This window comes from Bacillus sp. MM2020_4 (assembly GCF_011250555.1).
GTDB lineage: Bacteria > Bacillota > Bacilli > Bacillales > Cytobacillaceae > Neobacillus.
The window spans coordinates 54,606-77,857 of sequence record NZ_JAANMZ010000002.1; the positions used below are offsets into that span (position 1 = coordinate 54,606).

The 23,252-nt window shown below is 39.1% G+C and carries 28 protein-coding genes; 1 reads left to right on the forward strand and 27 read right to left on the reverse strand.

All coding sequences use genetic code 11. From position 1 onward, the window contains the following. Positions 1–53 precede the first annotated feature (53 nt). The 22 genes from spo0A to spoIIIAA all read right to left on the reverse strand — a co-directional run bounded on the left by spo0A (position 54) and on the right by spoIIIAA (position 19,470). The gene (gene spo0A, locus G6554_RS02050) at positions 54–845 is read right to left on the reverse strand and encodes a sporulation transcription factor Spo0A (protein ID WP_166238259.1); all 792 of its coding nucleotides are present in this window, start codon (positions 843–845) and stop codon (positions 54–56) included. A 288-nt stretch (positions 846–1,133) separates the two neighbouring features. After that, complete coding sequence (gene spoIVB, locus G6554_RS02055; protein WP_166238261.1) at positions 1,134–2,429, reverse strand: SpoIVB peptidase; 1,296 nt, start codon at positions 2,427–2,429, stop codon at positions 1,134–1,136. A gap of 126 nt (positions 2,430–2,555) precedes the next feature. Beyond that, positions 2,556–4,244 (reverse strand): DNA repair protein RecN, encoded by a 1,689-nt coding sequence (gene recN, locus G6554_RS02060; RefSeq protein WP_166238263.1) that lies wholly within the window; start codon positions 4,242–4,244, stop codon positions 2,556–2,558. A 15-nt stretch (positions 4,245–4,259) separates the two neighbouring features. Next, on the reverse strand, positions 4,260–4,709 hold the full coding sequence (gene ahrC, locus G6554_RS02065) for a transcriptional regulator AhrC/ArgR (RefSeq protein WP_166238265.1): 450 nt from the start codon (positions 4,707–4,709) through the stop codon (positions 4,260–4,262). 152 nt (positions 4,710–4,861) lie between these two features. Further along, positions 4,862–5,692 carry a TlyA family RNA methyltransferase gene (locus tag G6554_RS02070; RefSeq protein ID WP_166238267.1) on the reverse strand — a complete coding sequence of 277 codons (831 nt, stop codon included), beginning with the start codon at positions 5,690–5,692 and terminating at the stop codon, positions 4,862–4,864. Positions 5,693–5,695: 3 nt separating this feature from the next. Next, the gene (gene dxs, locus G6554_RS02075) at positions 5,696–7,591 is read right to left on the reverse strand and encodes a 1-deoxy-D-xylulose-5-phosphate synthase (protein WP_166238269.1); all 1,896 of its coding nucleotides are present in this window, start codon (positions 7,589–7,591) and stop codon (positions 5,696–5,698) included. A 130-nt stretch (positions 7,592–7,721) separates the two neighbouring features. After that, the gene (locus tag G6554_RS02080; protein ID WP_166238271.1) at positions 7,722–8,615 is read right to left on the reverse strand and encodes a farnesyl diphosphate synthase; all 894 of its coding nucleotides are present in this window, start codon (positions 8,613–8,615) and stop codon (positions 7,722–7,724) included. 3 nt (positions 8,616–8,618) lie between these two features. Then, positions 8,619–8,849 (reverse strand): exodeoxyribonuclease VII small subunit, encoded by a 231-nt coding sequence (locus G6554_RS02085; protein WP_166238273.1) that lies wholly within the window; start codon positions 8,847–8,849, stop codon positions 8,619–8,621. Further along, entirely contained in the window at positions 8,839–10,197 is a 1,359-nt protein-coding gene (gene xseA / locus G6554_RS02090; RefSeq protein ID WP_166238275.1) for an exodeoxyribonuclease VII large subunit, read from the reverse strand. Before xseA ends, G6554_RS02085 begins: the two co-directional genes overlap by 11 nt. Before the next feature lie 71 nt (positions 10,198–10,268). Beyond that, positions 10,269–11,126, reverse strand: coding sequence for a bifunctional methylenetetrahydrofolate dehydrogenase/methenyltetrahydrofolate cyclohydrolase FolD (gene folD, locus G6554_RS02095; protein ID WP_166238277.1), 858 nt, complete (start codon positions 11,124–11,126; stop codon positions 10,269–10,271). A gap of 37 nt (positions 11,127–11,163) precedes the next feature. After that, the gene (nusB, locus tag G6554_RS02100) at positions 11,164–11,562 is read right to left on the reverse strand and encodes a transcription antitermination factor NusB (RefSeq protein WP_166238279.1); all 399 of its coding nucleotides are present in this window, start codon (positions 11,560–11,562) and stop codon (positions 11,164–11,166) included. 192 nt (positions 11,563–11,754) lie between these two features. Continuing rightward, positions 11,755–12,162: an Asp23/Gls24 family envelope stress response protein gene (locus G6554_RS02105; protein ID WP_166238282.1), complete on the reverse strand. Its 408-nt coding sequence runs from the start codon at positions 12,160–12,162 to the stop codon at positions 11,755–11,757. Positions 12,163–12,181: 19 nt separating this feature from the next. After that, positions 12,182–13,537: an acetyl-CoA carboxylase biotin carboxylase subunit gene (gene accC, locus G6554_RS02110; protein ID WP_166238284.1), complete on the reverse strand. Its 1,356-nt coding sequence runs from the start codon at positions 13,535–13,537 to the stop codon at positions 12,182–12,184. A 14-nt stretch (positions 13,538–13,551) separates the two neighbouring features. Then, a complete protein-coding gene (gene accB, locus G6554_RS02115; protein WP_166238286.1) occupies positions 13,552–14,067 on the reverse strand; it encodes an acetyl-CoA carboxylase biotin carboxyl carrier protein in 516 nt (171 codons plus the stop codon). A gap of 252 nt (positions 14,068–14,319) precedes the next feature. Beyond that, entirely contained in the window at positions 14,320–14,874 is a 555-nt protein-coding gene (locus G6554_RS02120) for a SpoIIIAH-like family protein (RefSeq protein WP_166238288.1), read from the reverse strand. Positions 14,875–14,890: 16 nt separating this feature from the next. After that, positions 14,891–15,541 carry a stage III sporulation protein AG gene (gene spoIIIAG / locus G6554_RS02125; protein WP_166238290.1) on the reverse strand — a complete coding sequence of 217 codons (651 nt, stop codon included), beginning with the start codon at positions 15,539–15,541 and terminating at the stop codon, positions 14,891–14,893. Beyond that, a complete protein-coding gene (gene spoIIIAF / locus G6554_RS02130) occupies positions 15,534–16,163 on the reverse strand; it encodes a stage III sporulation protein AF (protein ID WP_166238292.1) in 630 nt (209 codons plus the stop codon). The genes spoIIIAG and spoIIIAF overlap by 8 nt, the downstream gene beginning before the upstream one ends. 16 nt (positions 16,164–16,179) lie before the next feature. Next, complete coding sequence (gene spoIIIAE / locus G6554_RS02135; protein ID WP_166238294.1) at positions 16,180–17,379, reverse strand: stage III sporulation protein AE; 1,200 nt, start codon at positions 17,377–17,379, stop codon at positions 16,180–16,182. A gap of 31 nt (positions 17,380–17,410) precedes the next feature. Next, the gene (spoIIIAD, locus tag G6554_RS02140; RefSeq protein WP_308110909.1) at positions 17,411–17,800 is read right to left on the reverse strand and encodes a stage III sporulation protein AD; all 390 of its coding nucleotides are present in this window, start codon (positions 17,798–17,800) and stop codon (positions 17,411–17,413) included. A gap of 16 nt (positions 17,801–17,816) precedes the next feature. Further along, positions 17,817–18,020 carry a stage III sporulation protein AC gene (gene spoIIIAC, locus G6554_RS02145; protein WP_007084610.1) on the reverse strand — a complete coding sequence of 68 codons (204 nt, stop codon included), beginning with the start codon at positions 18,018–18,020 and terminating at the stop codon, positions 17,817–17,819. An 11-nt stretch (positions 18,021–18,031) separates the two neighbouring features. Continuing rightward, complete coding sequence (gene spoIIIAB / locus G6554_RS02150; protein ID WP_166238296.1) at positions 18,032–18,547, reverse strand: stage III sporulation protein SpoIIIAB; 516 nt, start codon at positions 18,545–18,547, stop codon at positions 18,032–18,034. Further along, on the reverse strand, positions 18,544–19,470 hold the full coding sequence (gene spoIIIAA, locus G6554_RS02155) for a stage III sporulation protein AA (RefSeq protein ID WP_166238298.1): 927 nt from the start codon (positions 19,468–19,470) through the stop codon (positions 18,544–18,546). The genes spoIIIAB and spoIIIAA overlap by 4 nt, the downstream gene beginning before the upstream one ends. Positions 19,471–19,678: 208 nt before the next feature. Between spoIIIAA and G6554_RS02160 the strand changes: the two genes are divergently transcribed. Beyond that, complete coding sequence (locus G6554_RS02160) at positions 19,679–20,362, forward strand: SIMPL domain-containing protein (protein WP_166238300.1); 684 nt, start codon at positions 19,679–19,681, stop codon at positions 20,360–20,362. Between the two features lie 52 nt (positions 20,363–20,414). Here the strand turns inward: G6554_RS02160 and G6554_RS02165 are convergent, their stop codons facing one another. Genes G6554_RS02165 through ccmA form a run of 5 tightly spaced genes read right to left on the reverse strand, consistent with a single transcriptional unit; the run spans position 20,415 to position 23,247 of the window. Further along, positions 20,415–20,924 carry a TlpA family protein disulfide reductase gene (locus tag G6554_RS02165; protein WP_166238302.1) on the reverse strand — a complete coding sequence of 170 codons (510 nt, stop codon included), beginning with the start codon at positions 20,922–20,924 and terminating at the stop codon, positions 20,415–20,417. 32 nt (positions 20,925–20,956) lie between these two features. Continuing rightward, positions 20,957–21,088, reverse strand: coding sequence for a CcmD family protein (locus G6554_RS02170; RefSeq protein WP_166238304.1), 132 nt, complete (start codon positions 21,086–21,088; stop codon positions 20,957–20,959). 12 nt (positions 21,089–21,100) lie between these two features. Then, complete coding sequence (locus G6554_RS02175; RefSeq protein ID WP_207343021.1) at positions 21,101–21,862, reverse strand: cytochrome c biogenesis protein; 762 nt, start codon at positions 21,860–21,862, stop codon at positions 21,101–21,103. A 3-nt stretch (positions 21,863–21,865) separates the two neighbouring features. Further along, complete coding sequence (locus G6554_RS02180; protein ID WP_166238306.1) at positions 21,866–22,546, reverse strand: heme exporter protein CcmB; 681 nt, start codon at positions 22,544–22,546, stop codon at positions 21,866–21,868. Then, positions 22,543–23,247, reverse strand: coding sequence for a heme ABC exporter ATP-binding protein CcmA (gene ccmA / locus G6554_RS02185; protein WP_166238308.1), 705 nt, complete (start codon positions 23,245–23,247; stop codon positions 22,543–22,545). The genes G6554_RS02180 and ccmA overlap by 4 nt, the downstream gene beginning before the upstream one ends. Positions 23,248–23,252 lie beyond the last annotated feature (5 nt).

A 23,252-nucleotide genomic window follows, 5' to 3' on the forward strand; every position in this document is an offset into this window, starting at 1 on the left:
AAAAAGCCTTCATTCACTTTACTGAAATGAAGGCTTTTTTATGTTTTATTTTGTTAAGAAGCCTTATGCTCAAGACGAAGTTTATCAGCCACCATGGCAATAAACTCAGAATTGGTTGGCTTTGCTTTTGACATACTTACCGTATATCCAAAAAGGCTTGAGATCGAATCAATATTACCACGGCTCCAAGCCACTTCGATTGCATGGCGGATAGCACGCTCAACGCGGCTCGCTGTCGTGTTATATTTTTTGGCGATATCAGGGTACAATACTTTCGTTATGGAACCTAAAAGCTCAATATCGTTGTACACCATCGAAATCGCTTCACGCAAATATAAATAACCTTTAATATGTGCTGGAACTCCGATCTCGTGAATAATACTTGTAATACTTGCATCTAAATTTTTTGGTTTTTGTTCTGATTGGGAACGGTAGCTTGTAGCGGGGCCCCTACGAATAAAGGTGCTGGCGTTTCCACTAACCTGCCGAATATGGCTTCCTAAATTCTCCATATCAAATGGTTTTAAAATAAAATAGGAAGCACCAAGTTCAACGGCTTTTTTGGTTACATCCTCTTGACCAAAAGCTGTTAACATAATAACATTCGGTAATGTTCCTTTTTTCAACTCACGCAAGCGCTCAAGCACTGCCAAACCGTCAAGGTGCGGCATAATAATATCTAATACTAAGACATCAGGGTCTGTTGAAGCTAACATTTCTAAGCACTCTTGACCGTTATGGGCGATGCCGACAACTTCCATATCTTCTTGGGACGAAATATAGTCCTCTAATAGTCCAACCAGCTCTCTATTATCATCCACGACACAAACCTTTATTTTCTTCAATTCCAGTTCCTCCTCATTCAAATCAAATCTCTATTTTCATCATACCGCATTATTCATTTATCATCTCTAAATTCTATTCTAAATAAGAAATTCGACAATGCAACTAAAAATCCTTTCATTTTTTTAATATTTCTTAAAATAGTGATAAAATCTTATCTTTTCTTTGTTTTCCTTCTCTTTTCGACTAATTTCGCATTATTACCATTTAATAACATGGTTTTGTCGAATAATTTCTATATAAAAAGAGAAGCAAAATAGGGAAATATACCTATTTTGCTTAAACAATGTTTAGCTCGCTTTATTTTTTGGTGTTTCGTATATATTAATTCCAGCTTCATTTAGCATCCATTCAATATGCACACCGTATCCAGATGTAGGATCATTTACAAACACATGTGTAACTGCTCCGATCAGCTTTCCATCTTGAATGATCGGACTTCCACTCATGCCTTGAACGATACCTCCTGTTTTTTCAAGGAGCTTTGGATCGGTCACTTTAATCACCATGCCCTTTGTAGCCGGAAACTTTTGCGGAATTGTGCTGACAATTTCAATCGAAAATTCTTCCACTCGGTCATCATTCACTACTGTTAAAATTTTTGCCGGTCCCTCTTTAACCTGATGGGATAGTGCTATTGGGAGTGGTTTATCTAGCACCCCATTTTTTAATTCTTTGTTTAATTCACCAAAAATACCAAATGGACTGTTCTTTTTAATATTACCAACAATTTCACGATCTGAAGAAAAACGGGCAAGTTTTTCTCCTGGATCACCGTTACTACCCTTTTCAATAGACGTTACAGTGGAACGGACAATTTGACCATCTTCCACCACAATTGGCTGTTTTGTATCCATGTCTGAAATAACATGTCCAAGGGCACCATATTTTTTAGACTGTGGATGTACAAAAGTCATGGTTCCAATTCCAGCTGCTGAATCTCTAATATATAATCCAAGTTTATAGGTGTTTTCCCCTTTATCTTTTAACGGGGTGAGTTTAGTCGTAATTTTGCCGCTTTCCCGACTGATAACCATATCAAGAGCTTTACCATCTTGTCCTGCCGTTTGTACGAACGGAGCAACATCTGTCATTTTTTCAATTTTGCTACCATTGATTTCGGTAATCATGTCTCCAATTTTTATTCCTGCAAGTTCACCGGGTGATTTTTTGCCATCCTCTGTATTAATCAAATGGTGTCCAACTACTAATACGCCTACAGTATTTAATTTCACACCAATTGATTGACCACCGGGCAGTACTCGAAAATCGTTTAAGACATGTACATCGACCTTTTTAATCGGAATGCCTGCATATTCTAGTAGCACTTCATTTTTGCCTTTTTCATTTGCGTTCACGGATATTGAATGATTTTCCTGATTAAGTGTAATATTCGATTTGTGAGAATTATTTTTTAGAGCTGCAGATACCGGAGCAGCCTTCTGGAAGGTATAATCTTGTCCTTCAAACATAGTAATCGTCTTAGGGATTGCCAGGTATTGCTGTAACGGCTGAAAAAATATAAGGCTAATTAATGAAACAAGGAGAATTCCACCAATAATCTTTCTAATTATTTCTAACTTCAAATTCTTCACTCTCCTCGCTTCTTTTCACTACACACTTCAAAAATGGCTACATCTTTAATTTTGCCTCCTTGACAATCATTTATAACTGGTATAAACATAAAAAAGCTACCCAAATTGGGAAGCTTTTCAATTTACCTTCGTCTTTACTGCTAATTGTAACAATTCCTCAGCATGTTTTTTTGTTAAGTCGGTGATTTCTGCACCAGATATCATCCGGCCGATCTCTCTAATCTTTTCATCAATACTTAGTGGTGTAACCGAGGTTTTCGTTCTTCCACCCTTTATCATCTTAGCAATAAACAGATGTGTATCTGCCATTGCAGCGACCTGTGGCAAATGGGAAATACACAAAACCTGTGAGCCTGAAGAAACTTTATAAATTTTTTCTGCGATGGATTGAGCAACCCTTCCGCTCACACCTGTATCCACTTCATCGAAGATAATCGAAGTAACACCTTGATGTTTCGAAAAAATACTTTTCAACGCCAACATGATCCGTGATAACTCTCCTCCAGAAGCCACTTTTGATAATGGCTTTAATGGTTCTCCCGGATTCGTCGAAATATAAAATTCAACATGGTCCACGCCGTTTTTAGAAAAATGCTGAAGATCTGTTTCAAAACGAATTTCAAAAACCGTTTTTTCCATGTATAATTCTTTTAATTCAGTATGAATTAATTTTGTCAGCTTATTAGCCCATTTTTGGCGGAGTTCGGATAATTGTTTTGCCTCTAGGACTAAGTCCTTCATAATGGATGCTAATTCTTTTTTCAGTTCTTCTATATGTGTTTCTTTATTCATAAGTGTTTCAATTTCTTCCTCAACTTTTGCACCATATTCCATTATTTCATTGATGGTTTTCCCATATTTTCGTTTTAACTGGTTAATTTCATTTAAGCGGTCTTCAATTTCATTTAACCTTCCTGGATCATACTCCAGAGCATCCAATTCATTTCTTAATGATCGTGCTGCGTCCTCCAATTGATAGAAACTATTCGAAACAGATTCAAATATTTCTTTATAGGCCGTGTCAAGGGAGGCTGCATCCTCCAAGTACCCCATAGTCATTCCAACCCAATCAAGGCCCTTCTGTTCACCATTTAGGCCATTATAGCCTGATTGAATGGATTCAAATACCCGTTCGAAATTACCAAGTTTTCTTTTTTCTTCGGAAAGCTCCTCGTCTTCATTTGGCTTTAATTTAGCCTTTTGAATTTCGTCTAATTGAAATTGAATTAAATCAAGGCGATGGGCTGTTTGCTGATCATTTTCGCTTAAAGTTTTAAGCTTATGTAATGTATGCTCGTATCGGCGAAATACATCAGTGTATTCTCCCAGTGAAGCTTGGATTTCCTCAGAACCAAATTGATCCAGCAATGTTAAATGTCTTGTCTCATCCATCAATTCTTGGTGTTCATGCTGACCATGGATATCGACAAGAGTTCCGCCCATTTCCCGAAGGGTTGCTATCGTCACTAATTTTCCGTTAATACGACACACACTTTTTCCTGTCCGGGAAATATCTCGTCGTAAAACCACCATTCCTTCTTCAATATCTATCCCGAATTCTAATGCTTTCAATAGAATAGGATGGTTCGGGGTATCCAATTGGAATAAACCTTCTATTTCAGCTTTGTCTTCTCCATGGCGAACAAATTCTGCTGAACCTCTTCCACCAACTAATAAATGAATAGCATCAATAATAATGGACTTTCCGGCACCTGTTTCACCGGTTAAAACGGTTAATCCTTTTTCAAAACTAATCTCAAGAGCTTGGATAATGGCGAAATTTTTTATTGATAGTTCTGCTAACAAGAAACTCTCCCCCAATTAAAGCATATCAAGGAACCGGTTTGTGATGACCTCGGTATCTTCCGGTGTGCGGCATATGATTAACATCGTATCATCACCGCAAATTGTTCCTAATATTTCTTCCCAGTCAAGATTGTCGATTAATGCACCGATAGCCATTGCATTACCAGGCAGACATTTCAGGACCAGTAGGTGTCCGGCCGAATCTATCCTAACAAATGCATCAATTAATGAACGCTTTAATTTCTGCAATGGATTAAATCTTTGGTCTGCAGGCAAGCTATACTTATACCGGCCATCAATCAATGGAACCTTTACAAGATGTAATTCTTTAATATCTCGTGACACGGTTGCCTGCGTTACATTGTATCCTGCATTCTTCAGTTCATCCACTAAATCATCCTGTGTTTCAATATCATTCCTGGCAATGATCTCCCTGATTTTTATATGGCGTTGACCTTTATTCATCTTTTCACCCCATAGTCATAGAAAACATTAGAGTATTTTGTACTATAATGTCGTATCTACCCATATGTTAGCCCATTTTTCCAAACTTGTACATTTATTCTTTATAAAAATACATGTATATGCAATAAAAGGATAGGCATGGCCCATCCTTTCTAGTTTAATTTCGAATGAAATTCTTTATGTGATTCATTTACAATTTCGGAGGGGCTGACTGGTAACTGTATTTGTCCAGCTGATTCATCGCCTCTCCATTTAAGGTGAAGCAAATATTCAATATTTCCATCACCGCCGGTTATAGGTGAATACGATAAGTTTGTTACGGTAAATCCCTGCTCGACAGAAAAATGGATGATTTTCTCTATTACTTGTAAATGGACCTTTTCATCCCGAACAATCCCTTTTTTACCTACTTGGTCTCGTCCGGCTTCAAATTGCGGCTTAATAAGGGCGATAATATCACTTCCTGGTATAAGAAGTGTTTTTAACACGGGTAATATTAATGTTAAGGATATAAATGATACGTCAATCGACGCAAAGTTCGGCATTTCCCCGTTTAAGTCAGCTGGTGTGACGTAGCGAAAATTAGTCCTCTCCATCACTACGACACGTTCGTCCTGCCTCAGCTTCCAAGCTAGCTGATTGTAACCTACATCAAGGGCATAGGACATTTTCGCCCCATTTTGAAGGGCACAATCGGTGAACCCACCAGTTGAAGCACCAATATCTAATAGTATTTTATTTTGAACGTTCACATCAAACACTTTTATCGCCTTTTCGAGCTTTAATCCCCCGCGGCTTACATACGGTAGCATTTTTCCTTTTATAGTTAACGGAATATCGATTTTAACTTTTTCACCTGGTTTATCTAATCTCTCTTCATTTGTATAAACTAACCCTGCCATAATGGCCCGTTTAGCTTTTTCTCGCGTTTCAATTAAACCTCGCTCCACGAGTAACACATCTACTCTTTCTTTATTTTTCATTATTTAAGCCCTTTGCTGTTTTTTCCTTGCCAGAATGGAAATCCTTTGGATGACTGCATCCGTCGTTAAGCCAATCTCTTCAAGTAAGGAGCCGACATCCCCATGTTCAACAAATTGGTCTGGGATTCCGATTCGGTCAATTTTTGCCTGATAAAAACTATGGTCATGAGCAAATTCTAGTACTGCACTTCCAAATCCGCCTTGTAAAACGGCTTCTTCAATGGTGAGAAGCGGGATGTCTTTTTCAAGCAGGCTAGTCAACATTTTTCCATCAAGCGGCTTGATAAAGCGGGCATTTACAACCCTTACTGAAATCCCTTTCTTTTCAAGAGCCACTGCTGCTTCCATAGCCATTGGAATGGTGGTTCCAAAGGTTAAAATAGCTGCATCATCGCCGTCCTTTAATACCTCCCATGTGCCAATGGGAATAGCGCTTAATTCCTCGTCCAATGCGACACCAAGCCCGTTACCTCTCGGAAATCTAAGTGCGATTGGACCATCATCATAATTCAATGCAGTATAAACCATATGTTGCCCTTCATTTTCGTCTTTTGGCATCATTAAGACGATATTTGGTATGTGCCTTAAAAAGGCAATATCAAAAACACCCTGGTGTGTTTCCCCATCAGCCCCAACTAGACCAGCACGGTCAATTCCAATAAAAACATTTAAATTTTGCCTGCAGATATCATGGACAACCTGGTCATAGGCTCGTTGTAAAAACGTAGAGTAAATGGCTAAAAAAGGCTTCATCTTTTGGGTAGCTAAACCTGCCGCAACGGTTGCAGCATGCTGTTCGGCAATCCCAACATCATACATTCGATCAGGGAACTCACTTGCAAAGCCTTCAAGCTTTGAACCCACTGGCATTGCCGGAGTAATCGCTACAATTCGTTCGTCGCTTCTTGCCAGCTTTCGGACTGTTTCACTTACTAAACTGCTCCATGCTGGCGGCTGTTTTTTAGCAGGTTTAACAAAATCACCGGTATCGATCTTATAGGGGCCTGTTCCGTGCCACGTACCTGTTTTATCACTTTCTGCCGGTTGATACCCTTTACCCTTTTTGGTAATCACATGGAGGAGAACGGGGCCCTCCGTCTTTTTAGCATAACTAAGGTTCTCAAATAACGCATCATAATTATGACCATCAATCGGTCCTAAATATGTAAAACCTAATTCTTCAAAAAACATCCCTGAAACGACTAAGTACTTTAAGCTATCCTTGATCCGTTCTGCAGTTGCCGCAAGCTTACCGCCAACAGCAGGCACTTTTTTCAATAATACTTCAAGTTCATCTTTTACCCATTGATATTTCCCGGCCGTGCGCAATTGGCCAAGGATATTATGAACAGCCCCAACATTAGGAGCAATGGACATTTCATTATCGTTCAATATAACGATCATATCTTTTTTCTCATGACCAATGTGATTTAAGGCCTCTAATGCCATTCCACCAGTTAAGGCACCATCCCCAATCACTGGTACAACGAAGGATTTTTCCCTTTTTAAATCCCTGGCAATTGCCATCCCCATCGCAGCTGAAAGGGATGTAGAGCTGTGTCCTGTTTCCCAAACATCATGCTCGCTTTCAATCCGCTTCGGAAAACCGCAAAGCCCCTTAAATTGTCTTAAGGAATCAAATTCACGAGCCCTGCCTGTTAATATTTTATGAACATAGGATTGATGGCCTACATCCCAAATAATTTTATCCTTTGGACTATCAAAACATTTATGTAATGCAATGGTTAATTCAACAACACCCAAATTAGGGCCAATATGGCCGCCTGTCACTGACAGTTTCTCAACTAAGAATTGGCGAATTTCTTGACTCAACACTTCCAATTCTTTATTCGACATCCTCTTTAAGAAGGATGGGTCCTTTATTGATAATAAATCCATTTTGGACCACTCACTTTCATACATTTTGAAAAAATAGCCGCTAACACAATTTGTGATAACGGCATTCACAACGTTCTCTACATTGAAAACGATTATATCATACTACATTCATTACCTCAAACAGCCATCATTAATGATCTCTTGAAGCAACTAATTCCGTTATTTCTCTTAGCAAATTCGTCATTATACCTGTCTTTTTAAGATATTCTTCTGACAGGTTGATTTGATTATGTAAAGCAGCCCTTGCCCCATCCATAGTTAACAATTGTGGATAGGTACTTTTGTGGTTTATCGTATCGCTCCCAACAGGCTTTCCAATTAATTGTGGATTACCGATCAAATCTAGAATATCATCCTGTATTTGAAATGCAAGTCCAAGATGATGGGCAAACCCTGATAGATGGTCTAATTGGACTTGACTAGCACCCGCCAGAATTGCTCCTGCAATCACACTAAATCTAAGCAGCTTACCCGTTTTATGAATATGTATATACTCAAGTTCCTTAAGGGTGAGATTCTTTCCTTCTCCCTCCATATCGGCAACTTGTCCGCCCACCATTCCCTCAGTTCCTGCAGCTTTTGCCATTTCAACTACTAATTTTATTTTCTTATCAGCTGAAGCAAACTCATCTGGAAGCAACCCGATTACTTCAAAACTATAGGTTAATAAGGCATCTCCGGCTAATATAGCAATGGCATCTCCAAAAACCTTGTGATTGGTTGGCTTTCCTCTTCTTAAATCGTCATTATCCATACTTGGCAGGTCATCATGGATTAAAGAGTAGGTATGGATCATTTCTATTGCAGCCGCAACAGGCAGTCCCTTTTTGGGATCAATTCCAAATGCGTCTAAGGTTGCAAATAGCAATAAAGGGCGGATTCTCTTTCCACCTGCTTCAAGGGAATAAATCATGGATTCCTTAATAATAGAAGGAGCATCCAGCTTTTCAACTAGTGCACGGAGCTCCGAATCTAACAGATGTTTATATTCTTGTGCAAATGCGTCCAGTAACCCGGTTTCCACGTTTTATTCCTCCTCAATAGAAAAACTCTCCGTCCGACCATCCTCCGTAATGATTTGCGTCAGTTGTTCTTCCACACTTTTTAATTTATCGTGACAAAGTTTTGATAGTTCCATTCCATCTTTATAAAAAAGTATCGCCTTTTCTAATGGAACGTCACCTTCTTCAAGCTTTTCTACGATTTGTTCCAACTTTACCATTGCTTCTTCAAACGTTATGGTGCTTTCATTGGTCACTATTTTCTCTCTCCTTTATTTTCTCCACCTTACAGAAAAGGCTGCCATCCGTTAATTGAATCTGGACTTGCTCATTTTCTTTAACCTGTTTCACACTTTTCACCAGACGGTTATCTTCGGAGTACGCTAAACTAAAACCGCGCTCCATTATTTTTAGAGGACTCAATGCCTGTAAGGTCGAAAGGATTCGATCGAAGTCAGTTTGTTTTTTTGAAAGTATCTGAAGCATAGAACGTTTCATGTCTTTTTGTGTACGATCAAAATTAATTTTTGCCTTGCTTAGTGCTTGGTCTGGATGGTTTCGCTGTAACCGTTTATGGAGGACCTCATGCTGATCTTTTTTCACTATCGATAAACGAGAGGTTCCGCGAACGAGCATTTCTGTTAGTTTATCTAGCTGTTCAAGCTTTTGTTCATATAGCCGGTGAGGATAGCGAAAGGCATAAGACTTTTGAACTCGATGTAAGCGTTCCTTTTCAAACTGAAACTTTCCGTTCATCGCACGGAGTAGGCGGGTTTGCCGCTGCAGAATCCTATCCATTAACTCATCCAAATGCGGGACCGCAAGTTCAGCAGCCCCTGTTGGGGTTGGAGCACGTAAATCCGCTACAAAATCAGCAATCGTAAAATCGGTTTCATGTCCAACTGCTGAGATAATAGGGATCTTCGAGGCAAAAATGGCGCGGGCCGTCAGTTCCTCATTAAAAGCCCACAGTTCCTCAATGGATCCTCCACCGCGACCGACAATCAAAACATCAATTTCCTTCATATTATTTGCCTTTTCAATTGCTTTAACAATGGAGGGGGCTGCGTTATCGCCTTGAACTAGAGCTGGAAACACAAGAACAGTAGCGATGGGATATCGTCTTTTGATGGTTGTGATCACATCCCTAATTGCTGCACCAGTTGGTGAGGTTATAACACCAACAGTCCTTGGATACATTGGGATGGCCTGTTTTGCTTCCTGCGCAAATAAACCTTCCGCTTCAAGCTTTTGCTTTAATTGTTCATAAGCTAAGAATAATTCGCCAATTCCGTCAGGCTGCATTTCTTTTATGTAAATTTGATATTGACCGCTGGGCTCGTAAACAGTGATATCCCCTTTTACAATCACCTTCATACCGTTTTCTGGAGAAAATTTCATAAAGCGCGATTGACTGGCAAACATCACGGCAAGAATTCGGGCTTTTTCATCCTTTAAGGTAAAATACATATGTCCACTCGAATGCTGTTTGAAATTTGAAATTTCTCCTCTTACATGAATATCGCGTAAATGTGGATCGGCATCAAATTTTCTTTTTATGTATTTGGTTAGGGCATTTACTGATAGATATCTTTGCTCCTGCATAACTAATTCCTCTTTTCAACCATTCAACGAATACAGTGGATGCCCTATTAGGGACATCCACAATAAGCAATTTATATACGAGCAAAACTTTCAGCAGCGGATTTTAGTGTATTGTACATTAACATCGTAATGGTCATCGGGCCGACTCCTTTTGGAACTGGAGTAATATACCCTGCTTTTTCAGATACATCTTCAAAAGAAACATCCCCACAAAGTTTGCCTGCTTCATTTCTGTTCATTCCAACATCAATGACAACTGCCCCATCCTTCACATGTTCCGCGTTAATAAAGTTTGGAATCCCGACAGCGGAAATAAGGATGTCTGCCTGTTTTGTATGGAATTCTAAATCTTTGGTTCTAGAGTGACAATACGTTACTGTTGCATGTTGATTAAGGAACAATTGTCCAACGGGCTTTCCGACAATATTGCTTCTTCCAACAACAACAACATGCTTACCAGGGATGGAAATACCCGTTTCCTCAAGTAACACCATAATTCCGTAGGGGGTACAAGGCAAGAAAGCATTCTGGCCAGTCATCATCCTGCCAATATTAATTGGATGGAAACCATCCACATCCTTTAAAGGGGAGATGGCTTCAATAACCTTTCTTTCATCTATCTGCTTTGGAAGCGGTAATTGAACTAAAATTCCATGAATTTTGGGATCAGCATTCAATTCTTCAATTTTAACCAATAATTCCCTTTCGGTAATTTCCTCTTCCATTTTTATTAATAAAGAGTACATACCAAGTTCATTACATGCTTTTTCTTTACTTTTTACATAGGTCTGCGACGCATGGTTATTTCCAACGAGAATAACGGCAAGACCTGGAGTAACACCCTGACTTTTAAGGTCATCAACCTTTTTAGCTATTTCTACTCTTTTTTTTGCAGCGATTTCTTGTCCATTAATAATTTGTGCAGTCATTTTCACATCTCCCCCTATTCCAAGAAGCCCTAATTAATTAGTCAGTAAGAAGCTTTTGTTTCACCTTTGAAAGAACTCCGTTAATAAACTTACTTGACTGGTCATCTCCATATATTTTAGCAATCTCTATAGCCTCATCTAAAATGACATTTTCAGGAACTTCATTTCGGAAATATTTCAATTCATATGTAGCCATCCGTAATACATTTCGATCTACCGTTGCCAATCGATCAAGAGACCATTTTTCAAGGTACTGCATGATTAATTCATCAATTTCGTTTTTTTGTTCGATTACCCCTAAAACCAATTTCGAAAGATACTCGTCACCCGCTTCCCCTTCCAAAACATGTTCAATTGCATCCGAAGGTTCCGTGTTACTTACGTCAATTTGAAAAAGTGCCTGAAGCGCTTTTTCCCTTGCTGTTCTTCTCTTCATTATACCGTTAACTCCTTTAGATATATAAATAATTTTTGTCGATTTTTCATACAAGAACTATTAGTTACTTGTTTACACATAAAAAGATAATAGCATAACTAAAGGAGAATCGCACACAAAGGTGAATTTTTTATTTGCTAGGAATGTGAATAAATAAGAAAAACCAAAGGACTAATCCTTTGGTTCCACTTGTTATAGCTCTGATTCGATCACTGGCTCAATCTTTTGAGCTTCAAATTGAATACCAACAACGTGAATATTTACCTCTTCTGCATCTAAGGCCGTCATATTTAGCAGCGCCTGACGAATGTTATCTTGTATTTCACCAGCAACAGTTGGTATAGATATGCCGAACTTCATTAAACAATATACATCCACTTTTATTCCTGATTCAGTTAGTTCAACTTTTACACCTTTGCCATGGTTTTTCTTCCCTAGGCGTTCGACAACACCTGCGGCAAAATTACCTCGCATTCCTGCTACACCTTCTACCTCGGAAGCAGCAATGCCTGCAATAACTTCAATAACTTCAGGGGCAATTTCAATTTTCCCATGACCATTATTTCCTTGATCCATTTCTAAGACATTAAATTCACTCATTTAAAAACACCTCCAGCAATTAGATTGATTTCATCACATCATGCAATTCTAGGAATTTGGTATTGAAGTTGCCTTCGACAAATTTCTCATTTTCCAGCAGTTTTAAATGAAACGGAATCGTGGTATGGATACCTTCCACCACAAACTCGCTTAACGCACGTTTCATTCTGGATATTGCCTCTTCCCTACTGCTGCCGTATGTGATAACTTTCGCAATCATGGAATCGTAGTAAGGTGGAATTGTATATCCCGGATATGCTGCTGAATCAATCCGAACCCCTAACCCACCGGGCGGCAAATACATTTTGATTTTACCAGCTGAAGGTAGAAAGTTCTTCTCTGGATTCTCTGCATTGATCCGACATTCGATTGCCCAGCCAGTAAAAGTGACATCCTTTTGGGTAATCGTTAGTTTTTCACCGTTTGCTACTCGAATCTGTTCCTTAATAAGGTCTATTCCGGTGACCATTTCTGTTACGGGGTGCTCCACCTGAATCCTTGTGTTCATTTCCATAAAATAATATTTACGATTGCGATAGTCATAGATAAATTCTACCGTGCCAGCACCTGAATAATCAACTGCTTTTGCAGCTTTTACAGCTGCCTCGCCCATTTCTGCGCGAATTTCTCCATCTAAAGCCGGTGAAGGTGTTTCTTCTAGCAGCTTTTGAAGCCTTCGTTGAATAGAGCAATCTCTTTCACCCAAATGGATGGTGTTACCGTGAGTATCACCAAGCACTTGAATTTCAACATGGCGGAAATCCTCAATATACTTTTCTATGTATACACCGGGATTTCCAAAGGCCGTTAAGGCTTCTTGCTGGGTAATATTTATGCCTTTAATTAATTCTTGTTCATTCTTAGCAACACGAATTCCCTTCCCGCCCCCGCCTGCTGTTGCTTTAATGATGACGGGATATTCAATCTTTTTGACAAGTTCAAGTGCTTCATCCATATCATTGATGATTCCGGTTGAACCAGGAACAATCGGAACACCAGCCTCACGCATCGTTTCTCTGGCGATATCCTTGGTGCCCATTTTGGTAATCGCTTCAGGGCTTGGGCCGACAAATATAATATTACACTCGCGGCAAAGCTCCGCGAAATCAGCATTCTCGGCTAGGAAACCATAGCCAGGATGAATAGCATCGCAGCCTGTCAGTTTTGCGACACTGATAATATTTGTGACGTTTAAGTAACTATCTTTTGATGATGTTGGTCCAATACAATAGGCTTCATCTGCCAATTGGACATGTAGTGCTTCACGATCCGCTTCGGAGTATACAGCAACAGATTCAATGCCCATTTCTCGGCAGGCTCGTATAATCCTAACAGCAATTTCTCCTCTGTTTGCAATTAACAGTTTTCTTATCATCCTGTTACCGCTCCTTATTCTGGCTTTACTAAAAATAATGGCTGTCCGTATTCAACTAATTGACCGTTTTTCACAAGGACTTCCACAACTTCCCCATTTACCTCTGCCTCAATCTCATTAAATAGTTTCATCGCCTCAACAATACAAACGATGGAATCCTTTGAGACCTTTGAACCGGCTTTTACATATAGGTCCGCATCCGGAGTTGGCGATGCATAGAAGGTACCTACCATTGGAGAGGTAATTTTGTGTAGATTTGTAGCATCCACTTGTTTCCCTTCATCTGCTTTGGGAGCTTCCTGTATGACTTCCAAAACAGGAGCTGCTGTTGCAGCAGCTGCAATAGGGGCAGCCTGGATCACAGGCGCTATTTCAGATGCAGGTGCAACGGGACTTACTTGTGAAACAATAGTTGATGCTGCATTTTTCTTCATTTTAATTTTTGAACCTTCAACTTCATATACAAATTCATCAATACTGGACTGGTCAACCAATTTAATCAATTCACGAATTTCTTGTACTTTTAACATTGAGTAACACTCCTTGTACAACTTTAATTAGGACTTACTACTAATACTATACGATAATATTTAGTAATAGTTCAATATTTTAAATCATAAGAATACGAACATCCATCAAATGCCCCACTTCCATCATAATATTTTTAGTAGAAAAAAGGAATTTTGGGTGCCTTTTGAATTCAATTAATTATTTTTCCCATTGACTAAAGATATTAAACTAAATAAAAAGGAAAGCCAATGACTTCCCTTTGTAAACGAACATTATTTTGCATGTTGGTATTCAACCGCAACATAATTTGTTTCATCAATTTCCTTTTTCACTTCTAACATAATCTTATTTGCCTCTGAGGCAGAAGGCTTCTTTTTGGATTTGACTGTGACGATTACCTTTGATCCATCTGCTCTTACTAGAACATCATCAAACCCCATTGTTTTAATAAAGGTTTCAAGCATTTCTTCACTTTGGGCTATTTTATTCAATTTATCCATTTGGTCCTTCACTTTACTTCTTTCGTCTGCAGAAAGGTCTGTCGAGGCTAGCTCTTCGGTTAAACTCGTTTGCTCCTCGCTCCTTAAGTCTTCAAGCTTCATACGAAGTTCTGCAAACTCATTATCGCCGGCAACAGTAGAAACGACTGTCTTGCCGTCTTTCTTCACTTCTGTCTTTGTTTTACCCTGATTTTGATCCTTTGCATTTTGTTGCACTGCTGCTAGATCGTTCGTTTTTTGCTCTGGAGAGGTAATGTAATAAACTGATAACACCACCACTAAACTTAACATTGTTAATAACCATACCGTTTGTTTTTTCAAAAGCATTTTTTAAATCCCCCTTTTATTTTTTAGGCATAACAGCAACCCGGTGGCTTGGCACACCATAAGCCCTGGTAACTGCTTCCCTAATCCATTTTTTTACCTCGATATTATCTGCACCTTTGGCAACTACGAGGACACCGCGAATCTCCGGCCTTATTGTTTCTACAACAATTGGAACCTCTTGGTCTCCTTTACGGATGATGACCAATTGTTCATCTGAAGAAGAATCCACCACCGTGCGCTGCCCGCCATCTCGATCCGTTTCGTCGGTTTTTTGCGATTTAGTTACTCTATTTTTCTCAAATACTTTCTTATCGGTTGAATCAATGGTTACCACAACAGTTACATCATCTACACCCAGCATTTCCTCCAGTGCTTTCTTCAATTGATTTTCATATTTTTCCTCATACTCAGCGATTGCCTTATTTCCCGAACTCTTTTTTAGACTAAATGTCGGTACATCTTCAGAAGCAGCTTTTTCGTTTGCTCCAACAGACACCGCTGCAGTACTTGGATCTTTTTTAAACAAAATGTTACCTGCAAGCATAAAGGCGGCACCGATACATAGAACGAGAAGCATATACTGATATTTTCCTGGCTTCTTCTCGCCTTTTTCATCCAATTTCATTATTTTTTTGAGCCATGATAATGGCCCTTTATTGTTATCCATTCTTCTTTTTAATCCCCCCTTCAATCGAAACTTCCACAGCTTCTTTGGTTACATTCCATTTCTGTGATAGAAATGCGGTTATTTTTTTTGTATCTTCTGTTGATCCATTAGAAGGAAGAGGTTTTTCTGTGTTTATTTCGATTTGTTTAATCACTTCGACTGTCTTTACGCCCTGTTCCGGTTGTTTTAGAAGAACTGTTACCTTTTGGAGGTTCTTAGGGAATGCTTGGTCGCTTTTTTCGTCTATAGCTAGGTCAATTTTCTCAATCTCCAATCCGTATTGGTCCATCAACTCCTCCTTAACGTCCTTTTCCAGCTGGACAGCCATTTCTTTTAAAATATATGCATCAGTTGAAGCTTGTATTTCTTTTTTCTTTGAATCTATTACATTTTTCATATTTTTTTCTCCAGGTACTTGATAGGTGGGGATTGAACCAAGTGCTGATTCAAAGTCCTTGGAGATTAATTTAAAAATGGGCGTAAGAATAATCGCAATTAGGAGCAGCCCTGTGACCATCTTGGTATATTTTTGCATGCTGGAATTTGGAAGCAGCATGTCAATCACAGTCGCTAACAGGATAAAAAGAATAATATTTGTTACCCACTCTTTTAAAAATTCCATGGTTATGCCCACCCTCCTATCTCATCATCATCGTTAAATTTCCAGCCGCAACAATGACGGTAATACTTAAAAAGAACATCAGTGATACAATCCCGAGAGCTGCAAAAACATAGATAACACTTTTACTGATAATATCTAGACATTTAATCACTGGACCACCACCTAAGGGCTGAAGGATGGCGGCTGCAAATTTATAAATAAAGGCAATCATTAATATTTTTATAGCTGGGAAGGCAACGATTATTAGTAGGATGGCCACTCCGGCAATACCAACTGTATTTTTTAAAAGCACAGATGCACTAACAACTGTATCCGTGGCATCAGTAAACATTCTCCCAATGACGGGAATGAAGTTTCCTGTCACAAATTTTGCGGTTCTAATGGCAACCCCATCAGTAACGGCTGCCGATGCTCCCTGCACTGAGATGACTCCAAGAAAGATTGTTAAGAAAAGTCCCATTAATCCGATACTCCAGTTTCGCAAAAGGGCAGCCAATTGTGAAACTTTATACTGCTCAGACATCGTGCTGACAATACTGAGCAAGGTAGCTAAAAAGAGGAGTGGCAGGATCACATATTGCATGAACGTTCCGCTTATATTCATTAGGAATAATATTACTGGATGAAAGAAGGCAGCGGATACTAGACCCCCTGATGCCGCAATAAGGGCGAGCAGAAGAGGAACCAGTGCAAGGACAAAGGAGGTCATTGTCCCAATTGCCTCAGTAGTATAACTAATTGCGATATGAAAACTATTTAGGGCCAGGATGACCAGCACCATATAAACAATCGAGTAGGCAACCTTACTAATCGCGCTTTTCTCAAAAGCATTCTGCATGGATTGAAGAAACATGCTGAATATGGTTAACATGATCAACGAACCAAGTAATTTTCCATTCGCAACAAACTCATGAAAGGCAAACTTTAAAACGCCCTGACCCCATTGCTTAAATGAGAATTTTTTATCACCTTTTACAAAATCATAAAGACTTCCTTTTTGGCTTTCCGGGAGGAAGCCCCCATATTTATTGGTAATATCCTCCCAGAATTGTTTGAGTTCAGTTAAGTCCAAGGTCTTTAGCTGTTCGTCTACTAATTCCTGTGGAGAAAGTGGGTTTAAGGTGTCTTTAGATTCTTCGGCAGCTTGGACACTTGGAATATACAAGAAAAGAAAAAGAAGAATGATAATAGGAATAATCTGCAGCCTTTGCTTCAATGAGTAACACCTCTTTTTTAAGGTCTGTCCATTAGCTCGGAATTAGTTTGATAATGGTTTCAATCAATACAGTTAGAATCGGAATCGCCATTGCTAGAATAATAATCTTTCCTGCTAATTCAATCTTGGAGGCAATCGCGCCCTGTCCCGCATCCTTGGTAATTTGGGTGGCGAATTCGGCAATATAGGCAATCCCAATGATTTTAAGGATTGTTTCAATGTAAACCATATTCACCTTTGCATTCACTGCCAGCTTTTCGAGCATATGAATAATTTCAAAAATCTTATCCACTAAAAAAAGGAAAATGACACAGCCAGCAAATACCACTATAAGGAAGGCGAAATTTGGTTTTTGCTCTTTAATGATTAAGGCAAGAAAGGTTGCGATGAGAGCAAAACCGATAATTTTTATGATTTCAATCGCAAAGACCTCCTTTCTATTGAAACAGGAATACTGATTTTATTTTCTGAAAAAGATCATCCACGATGGAGGCTACCTGGAACAAAATATAGATAAACCCGAAAAGAGTGACCCACTGCGCGTATTCCTTCTTCCCGACTTGATCAAGTACCGTATGCAAAAAGGCTACAACAATGCCAACTCCGGCGATTTTAAAAATAATATCCACTTCTAAACCCATTGCTTTTCCCCCTAGAATAATAAAATGATCAATAATAATCCTGATAAGAATCCGAGACTTTTTACCATTTTTTCATATTTGGCTTGCCGGTCAATGGCGTCTGCTTCCTCTCTTTCTAAGTGGGAAAGAGTTAGCATAATATGTTTTTGTTGGGAAAAGCGATCATGACGGCCAAGAGTCTCCCCGAATTGCTTCATAATTTCAAATTCTCCCTGTCTTAAAGCAGTTGATTTCCATACCTCTCTTAAACTAGTTTCCCATGCTTCATTTACTGTTGTTTCCGTATCGGTAAGTTTTTTTGCGAATGCTTCAAAAAACGTGGAGAGTGGCTTAGCAAGTTGGGCTGCTAATCTTCGGGCTGCTTCATGCAATGGGGTATGGCTATACATAATTTCAGCCTCAAGAGATTGAAGCGCCGACCTTAATGCTCTAAGCTGCTTTGGCCGTGCACTAAAATTCCGGGAAGCCTCAAATCCAGTCCAAGTTGTCGCAACAATAATGATAATGGCGCCAATTAACTTAATCATTTTGTCACTCTCACTTTTTGATTCATTTCGTGCCCGCTTTCGTTAAGTATATGGGTAATGGTCCCAGGGCCCGATGACCTACTAAGGATGACAAATCGTTCAAAAATTTTTTGGTCAATTAGATCCCTTAGGGATGGCCGTTTTCTTAGTTCTTCTATGCTCGTCCCGTGCGTGGTCATGATTAGTTTTATACCAGCATGAACAGCCTCCTGAATGGCTTCAGCATCTTCTTTTCGACCAATTTCATCCACGATTAGGACATCTGGGCTCATCGAACGGATCAGCATCATCATTCCTTCTGCCTTTGGGCAGGCATCTAACACATCAAGACGGTGGCCAAAAGTTAATTGCGGAACCCCATGGACACAACCAGCAATTTCACTCCGTTCATCCACAACTCCCACCTTACTTGCCTGAATTCCTCCTGCCCTGTTGCCTGTAGAAATAATTCTGGCAATATCACGTAGCAGTGTCGTCTTTCCTGTTTGTGGCGGTCCAATAATCATCGTATGCATCCAGTTGCCTTTATAAATAAACGGAATGATAGGTTCGGCAATCCCCACCTTTTCCCTAGCAACTCGTATATTAAAAGAGGAAATATCCCTAATCGCTTTAACCTTGCCATCCTCAAGAATGACCTTTCCGGCCAGTCCAATCCGATGTCCTCCAGATACGGTTATATACCCGCGTTTTAGTTCTTCCTCCAGCGTATAAATGGAGAAATGGCTAATTTTATTTAGAAGATGAATAGCATCCTCAGATTGAACAATATAGGATAAAAACCTCGGGGCTCCCTTTACCATCATTTCAATTGGCCGGTTAACACGAATTCGAATTTCCTCTAATTCTTCTTTTTGGTCAGGAGGGATTTTGTTGATTAGGTCGGCAATATTTTTCGGTAAATAGGGAAGGATGGTTTCCATGTATGCTTCCTCCTTTTATTTGCATATCTCATTAGTTAAAATGTATGCCTGCTTGGACACAATATGACTTTCAAATCTGTTAATTCATTTCTATTTTTTGGATAAGATTAGTAGAACTAACTTTAAAAGAATAGATTTTAAAAACGGAACATTTCCGGTGTCCATTTCGTATTTTATAAGAGGGACAATAGTAAAGGGGGAGATACGTTTGTATCAATACTTGCCGCCTAATCGAAATGGATTCCATCACAAAGGCCAGTTAATAAGGGTAACAGGCGAAGGGGAACTTGCAATCCAGCCAGATTCGGCTTCAGTGAACTTAGGGGTTATCACTGAATACAAGGAATTAATCGCAGCGCAGCAGCAGAACTCTGATGAAGTGTCAAAAGTAATCAATGCACTGCTCGGACTTGGAATTCCACAAAACCAATTACAAACCTTCGATTATCGAATTGAATCGGATTACGATTACGATCAAGGGAAACAAATTTTTCGTGGCTATAAAATAACTCATCTATTACAGGTGAAAATAGAAGATCTATCAATCATAGGGAAAGTAGTGGATACAGCTGTTAAAAACGGTGTCAATTATGTCTCTAATGTACAATTTAAAGCGAAGAATAAAGATGCATTTTATCAGCAAGCCCTATCCCTTGCCCTTACAAATGCCATCGAAAAGGCCAAAACAATTGCCGGGACATTAAATGTAACGCTAATACCGACACCAAGCTTAGTGGTGGAGGGAGGGGGTACGGTTCAACCCTTCAACCACCAGTCTGAAACATTTGTTAAAAGCGTCAGTTCAACACAATTCGAACCAGGACAAATCATAGTAAAGGCAACAATCTCTGCTGAATTTCATTATCAAACACCATATAAAGCACCACTTTAATGAAAAAAAGGATTGAACCACAAATATAAGGTTCAATCCTTTTTGATTATTGCTATTTGTCATATTTCTTTGCCCAGTTGTATAACTGCATTTCTGTTACTGGTCCATTAAAATGCTCTCTTATGATACCTTGTTTATCAATAACAAATGTTTCAGGCTGTCCTGTCACATTATACAATTTCGACACCTTGGCATTATAATCGAATAGATAATTCATTCCTGCTTTATTATGATCTGTTACCTTATTTATCTTATCAATGGTCTCACCGCGATTAATCATAAGAAATGGATACTGATCACCATAGTCTTTTTGAAAAGCCTCAAGTTCCGGAAGCTCCTCTTTACAAGGTGCACACCAGCTGGCAAAATAATTTAAAATAACAACCTTCCCCTTATAGTCCGAGAGCTTGGTATTACTTCCATCAATCTTTGGAAGTTCGAAATTATAGGCTTTATCACCAATATCCGTATGTTTGCCCTTGGATACCAAACTATATCCAAAAAAGCCAAACATCCCCACAATCAGTATCAATACGAGTAATTTGATAACTCGCTGGTTCATCGTATTTCCCCCTGACACTCGAGACTTACAGTCTATTGATCGAGCTGCTTTAAAAATTCAATTTCCTTTTTAAGCTTGTCGTGTCTTTTTCCGATAATAAACATATAAGCAAAGATAACCACCCAAGCAACAGAATAAGCACCTAACATATATTCATAATTCATGATTAAACCCTCCTAATTTTCCATTTTTTCTCTTAATTTTTCTTTATATTGCTCAACTTTAATTCGCATATTTTCAAAAGAAACACCCTTATAAAGCAGGTAGGAATAAAAAATGGTAAATGCAGTAATTGTGATTAGTAATGCTGCTAACATTGTATCCTCAATCCCGCCGCCCTTTTGAGATGGGCCATCTCCAAAAACAATTGGGTGAAATTTCGTTTGCCACCAACGAATGGCGAAGAATACGATTGGAACATCTGCAAAACCAATGATGCCAAAGACTGCTGAAAGTCGAGCCTTTTTATCCCATACGCCATCCATCTGCCTAATCATTATGTAGGCAATATAGATAAAGAAGAGAATTAATGTTGTGATTAAACGCGGCTCCCATACCCACCATGTATTCCAAGCCGACCTGGCCCAAATAGGACCTGTCGTTAATACAATAATTGTAAACACAACTCCAACTTCAGCTGAAACATAGGCATACGTATCAAATATTCTTTTCCGCTTGATTAAGAACAAAATACTAAAAACAAATGTTACAAAAAATGCCATAAACGCTAACCATGCAGAGCTTACATGAAAATAAAAGATCTTTTGGGCGGCATGCATCGATTTTTCTTCCGCTGCAAAGATGAAAATAAAGTAAAGAGAAACCAACATTGAGATGACTGTAGCAGCAAACAACATTTTTGAGAGATTAGTTGATTTCGCATCTGCCACCTGTGTCTTAGGAAGCGTCGCTTTCTCTCGTTCGAGATTCATACTCATCACTTAAACCTCCAGCACATAATCTATTAATAAGAAACATACAACAAAGAAGATAACATCATACGCCGTGACCAATTGAATCCAGGCAATCGCACTCGAAAGCTTTTCCATATTCGATAAAATGATTTTCGTGGCCTGAACCACTCCAATTAAGATTGGGGTTGTAATGGGAAAAAGCAATAATGGCAAGAGCATCTCACTGCTTTTAGAATTGGCGGCCAAGGCTGCTAAGAATGTTCCAATCGCAATAAATCCAAAGCTGCCTAAGAAAATGGTTAAAATAAAATAAGGAAGACTGCCCAGAAATTTAAAATCAAACAATAAGAATAGAAACGGGATGGAAACAAGTTCCACTACGAGCATCATCGCAAAATTGGCCAGGAACTTCCCTAAATAAATACTTTGGGCTTCCATTGGTGCAACAAGTAAGCCTTGTATTGTATCATTTCGCTGCTCTGAGATAAACGATCTGTTCAGACCTAAAATACCAGCAAACACGATAATGACCCAAATGACTCCTGGAATAACAGCCTTAGTTGTGTTATTCGCCGGGTCAAATGCAAAACTGAAAACAACAATCACAAGTCCCGCAAATATAATCTGTGTCGTGAGAATTTGTTTTGTTTTTAACTCTGAATATAAATCTTTTTTTGCTAGGAAGAGGGCTGTTCGATATAAATTCATGACACAGCCTCCACTTGAAGCTCATATTTTCCAGAAACATAGCCTAAATTTTGATTTTCTATCTTAAAGTCATCGACAATCTTCCCATTCTTCACAATGATGACCCGGTCACAAATTTCAGCTGCTTGTTTGAAATCATGAGTGACCATCAAGGTTGTTGCACCCTTTTCTTTCATAGAAAGAATCACATTGTTGAGAATCGTAATTGCACCTTGATCCAGCCCAGTATGAGGTTCGTCTAAAAGTAGAACGGCCGGATCATGAACAATTGCCCGAGCGATAGCAATCCTCTGAATCATACCGCGTGAAAAATTCTTCACCGGTTCATTTAAAAAGAAGGACAATCCTACTTCTTTTACAAGTTGAACGGCTTTTTGTTCGGCATCCTTTACCCCATATATATTCCCAAAGAAAACGAGATTTTCTAACGGGGAGTAATGATCATAAAGTAAGCTGGAATGGGGTAAATAACCTAATAATTTTTTGATTTCAATCTGGTTTTTTTTCAATTCCATTCCATTAATCAGCACTCGTCCTGATGTGGGTTTTATTAAGGTTGCCAGCACCTTTAACAGCGTACTCTTACCAGCACCATTTGGTCCAAGTATCGCTACCGTTTCTCCTTTTTCTATATGGAGATCTACACCACGCAGTATCAGCTTATTGTCAGCTTGCTTGGTTAGTTTTTTTATTTCTATCATCTGCA

Bases quoted from the DNA above. Each gene is read 5' to 3' on its own strand.
- spoIIIAA (WP_166238298.1), bottom strand. From the start codon at position 19,470: ATGGAAACCATCCTTCCCTATTTACCGAAAAATATTGCCGACCTAATC.
- dxs (WP_166238269.1), bottom strand. From the start codon at position 7,591: ATGGATTTATTATCAATAAAGGACCCATCCTTCTTAAAGAGGATGTCG.
- G6554_RS02165 (WP_166238302.1), bottom strand. From the start codon at position 20,924: ATGAACCAGCGAGTTATCAAATTACTCGTATTGATACTGATTGTGGGG.
- G6554_RS02105 (WP_166238282.1), bottom strand. From the start codon at position 12,162: ATGAGTGAATTTAATGTCTTAGAAATGGATCAAGGAAATAATGGTCAT.
- G6554_RS02175 (WP_207343021.1), bottom strand. From the start codon at position 21,862: ATGAGTATGAATCTCGAACGAGAGAAAGCGACGCTTCCTAAGACACAG.
- G6554_RS02120 (WP_166238288.1), bottom strand. From the start codon at position 14,874: ATGCTTTTGAAAAAACAAACGGTATGGTTATTAACAATGTTAAGTTTA.
- folD (WP_166238277.1), bottom strand. From the start codon at position 11,126: ATGACTGCACAAATTATTAATGGACAAGAAATCGCTGCAAAAAAAAGA.
- accC (WP_166238284.1), bottom strand. From the start codon at position 13,537: ATGATAAGAAAACTGTTAATTGCAAACAGAGGAGAAATTGCTGTTAGG.
- G6554_RS02070 (WP_166238267.1), bottom strand. From the start codon at position 5,692: ATGAAAAATAAAGAAAGAGTAGATGTGTTACTCGTGGAGCGAGGTTTA.
- ccmA (WP_166238308.1), bottom strand. From the start codon at position 23,247: ATGATAGAAATAAAAAAACTAACCAAGCAAGCTGACAATAAGCTGATA.
- G6554_RS02180 (WP_166238306.1), bottom strand. From the start codon at position 22,546: ATGAATTTATATCGAACAGCCCTCTTCCTAGCAAAAAAAGATTTATAT.
- spoIIIAB (WP_166238296.1), bottom strand. From the start codon at position 18,547: ATGATTAAGTTAATTGGCGCCATTATCATTATTGTTGCGACAACTTGG.
- nusB (WP_166238279.1), bottom strand. From the start codon at position 11,562: ATGAAGAGAAGAACAGCAAGGGAAAAAGCGCTTCAGGCACTTTTTCAA.
- ahrC (WP_166238265.1), bottom strand. From the start codon at position 4,709: ATGAATAAAGGTCAACGCCATATAAAAATCAGGGAGATCATTGCCAGG.
- G6554_RS02170 (WP_166238304.1), bottom strand. From the start codon at position 21,088: ATGAATTATGAATATATGTTAGGTGCTTATTCTGTTGCTTGGGTGGTT.
- xseA (WP_166238275.1), bottom strand. From the start codon at position 10,197: ATGCAGGAGCAAAGATATCTATCAGTAAATGCCCTAACCAAATACATA.
- spoIIIAG (WP_166238290.1), bottom strand. From the start codon at position 15,541: ATGGATAACAATAAAGGGCCATTATCATGGCTCAAAAAAATAATGAAA.
- accB (WP_166238286.1), bottom strand. From the start codon at position 14,067: ATGTTAAAAGTACAAGAAATTCGTGAATTGATTAAATTGGTTGACCAG.
- spoIIIAF (WP_166238292.1), bottom strand. From the start codon at position 16,163: ATGGAATTTTTAAAAGAGTGGGTAACAAATATTATTCTTTTTATCCTG.
- spoIIIAC (WP_007084610.1), bottom strand. From the start codon at position 18,020: ATGGGTTTAGAAGTGGATATTATTTTTAAAATCGCCGGAGTTGGCATT.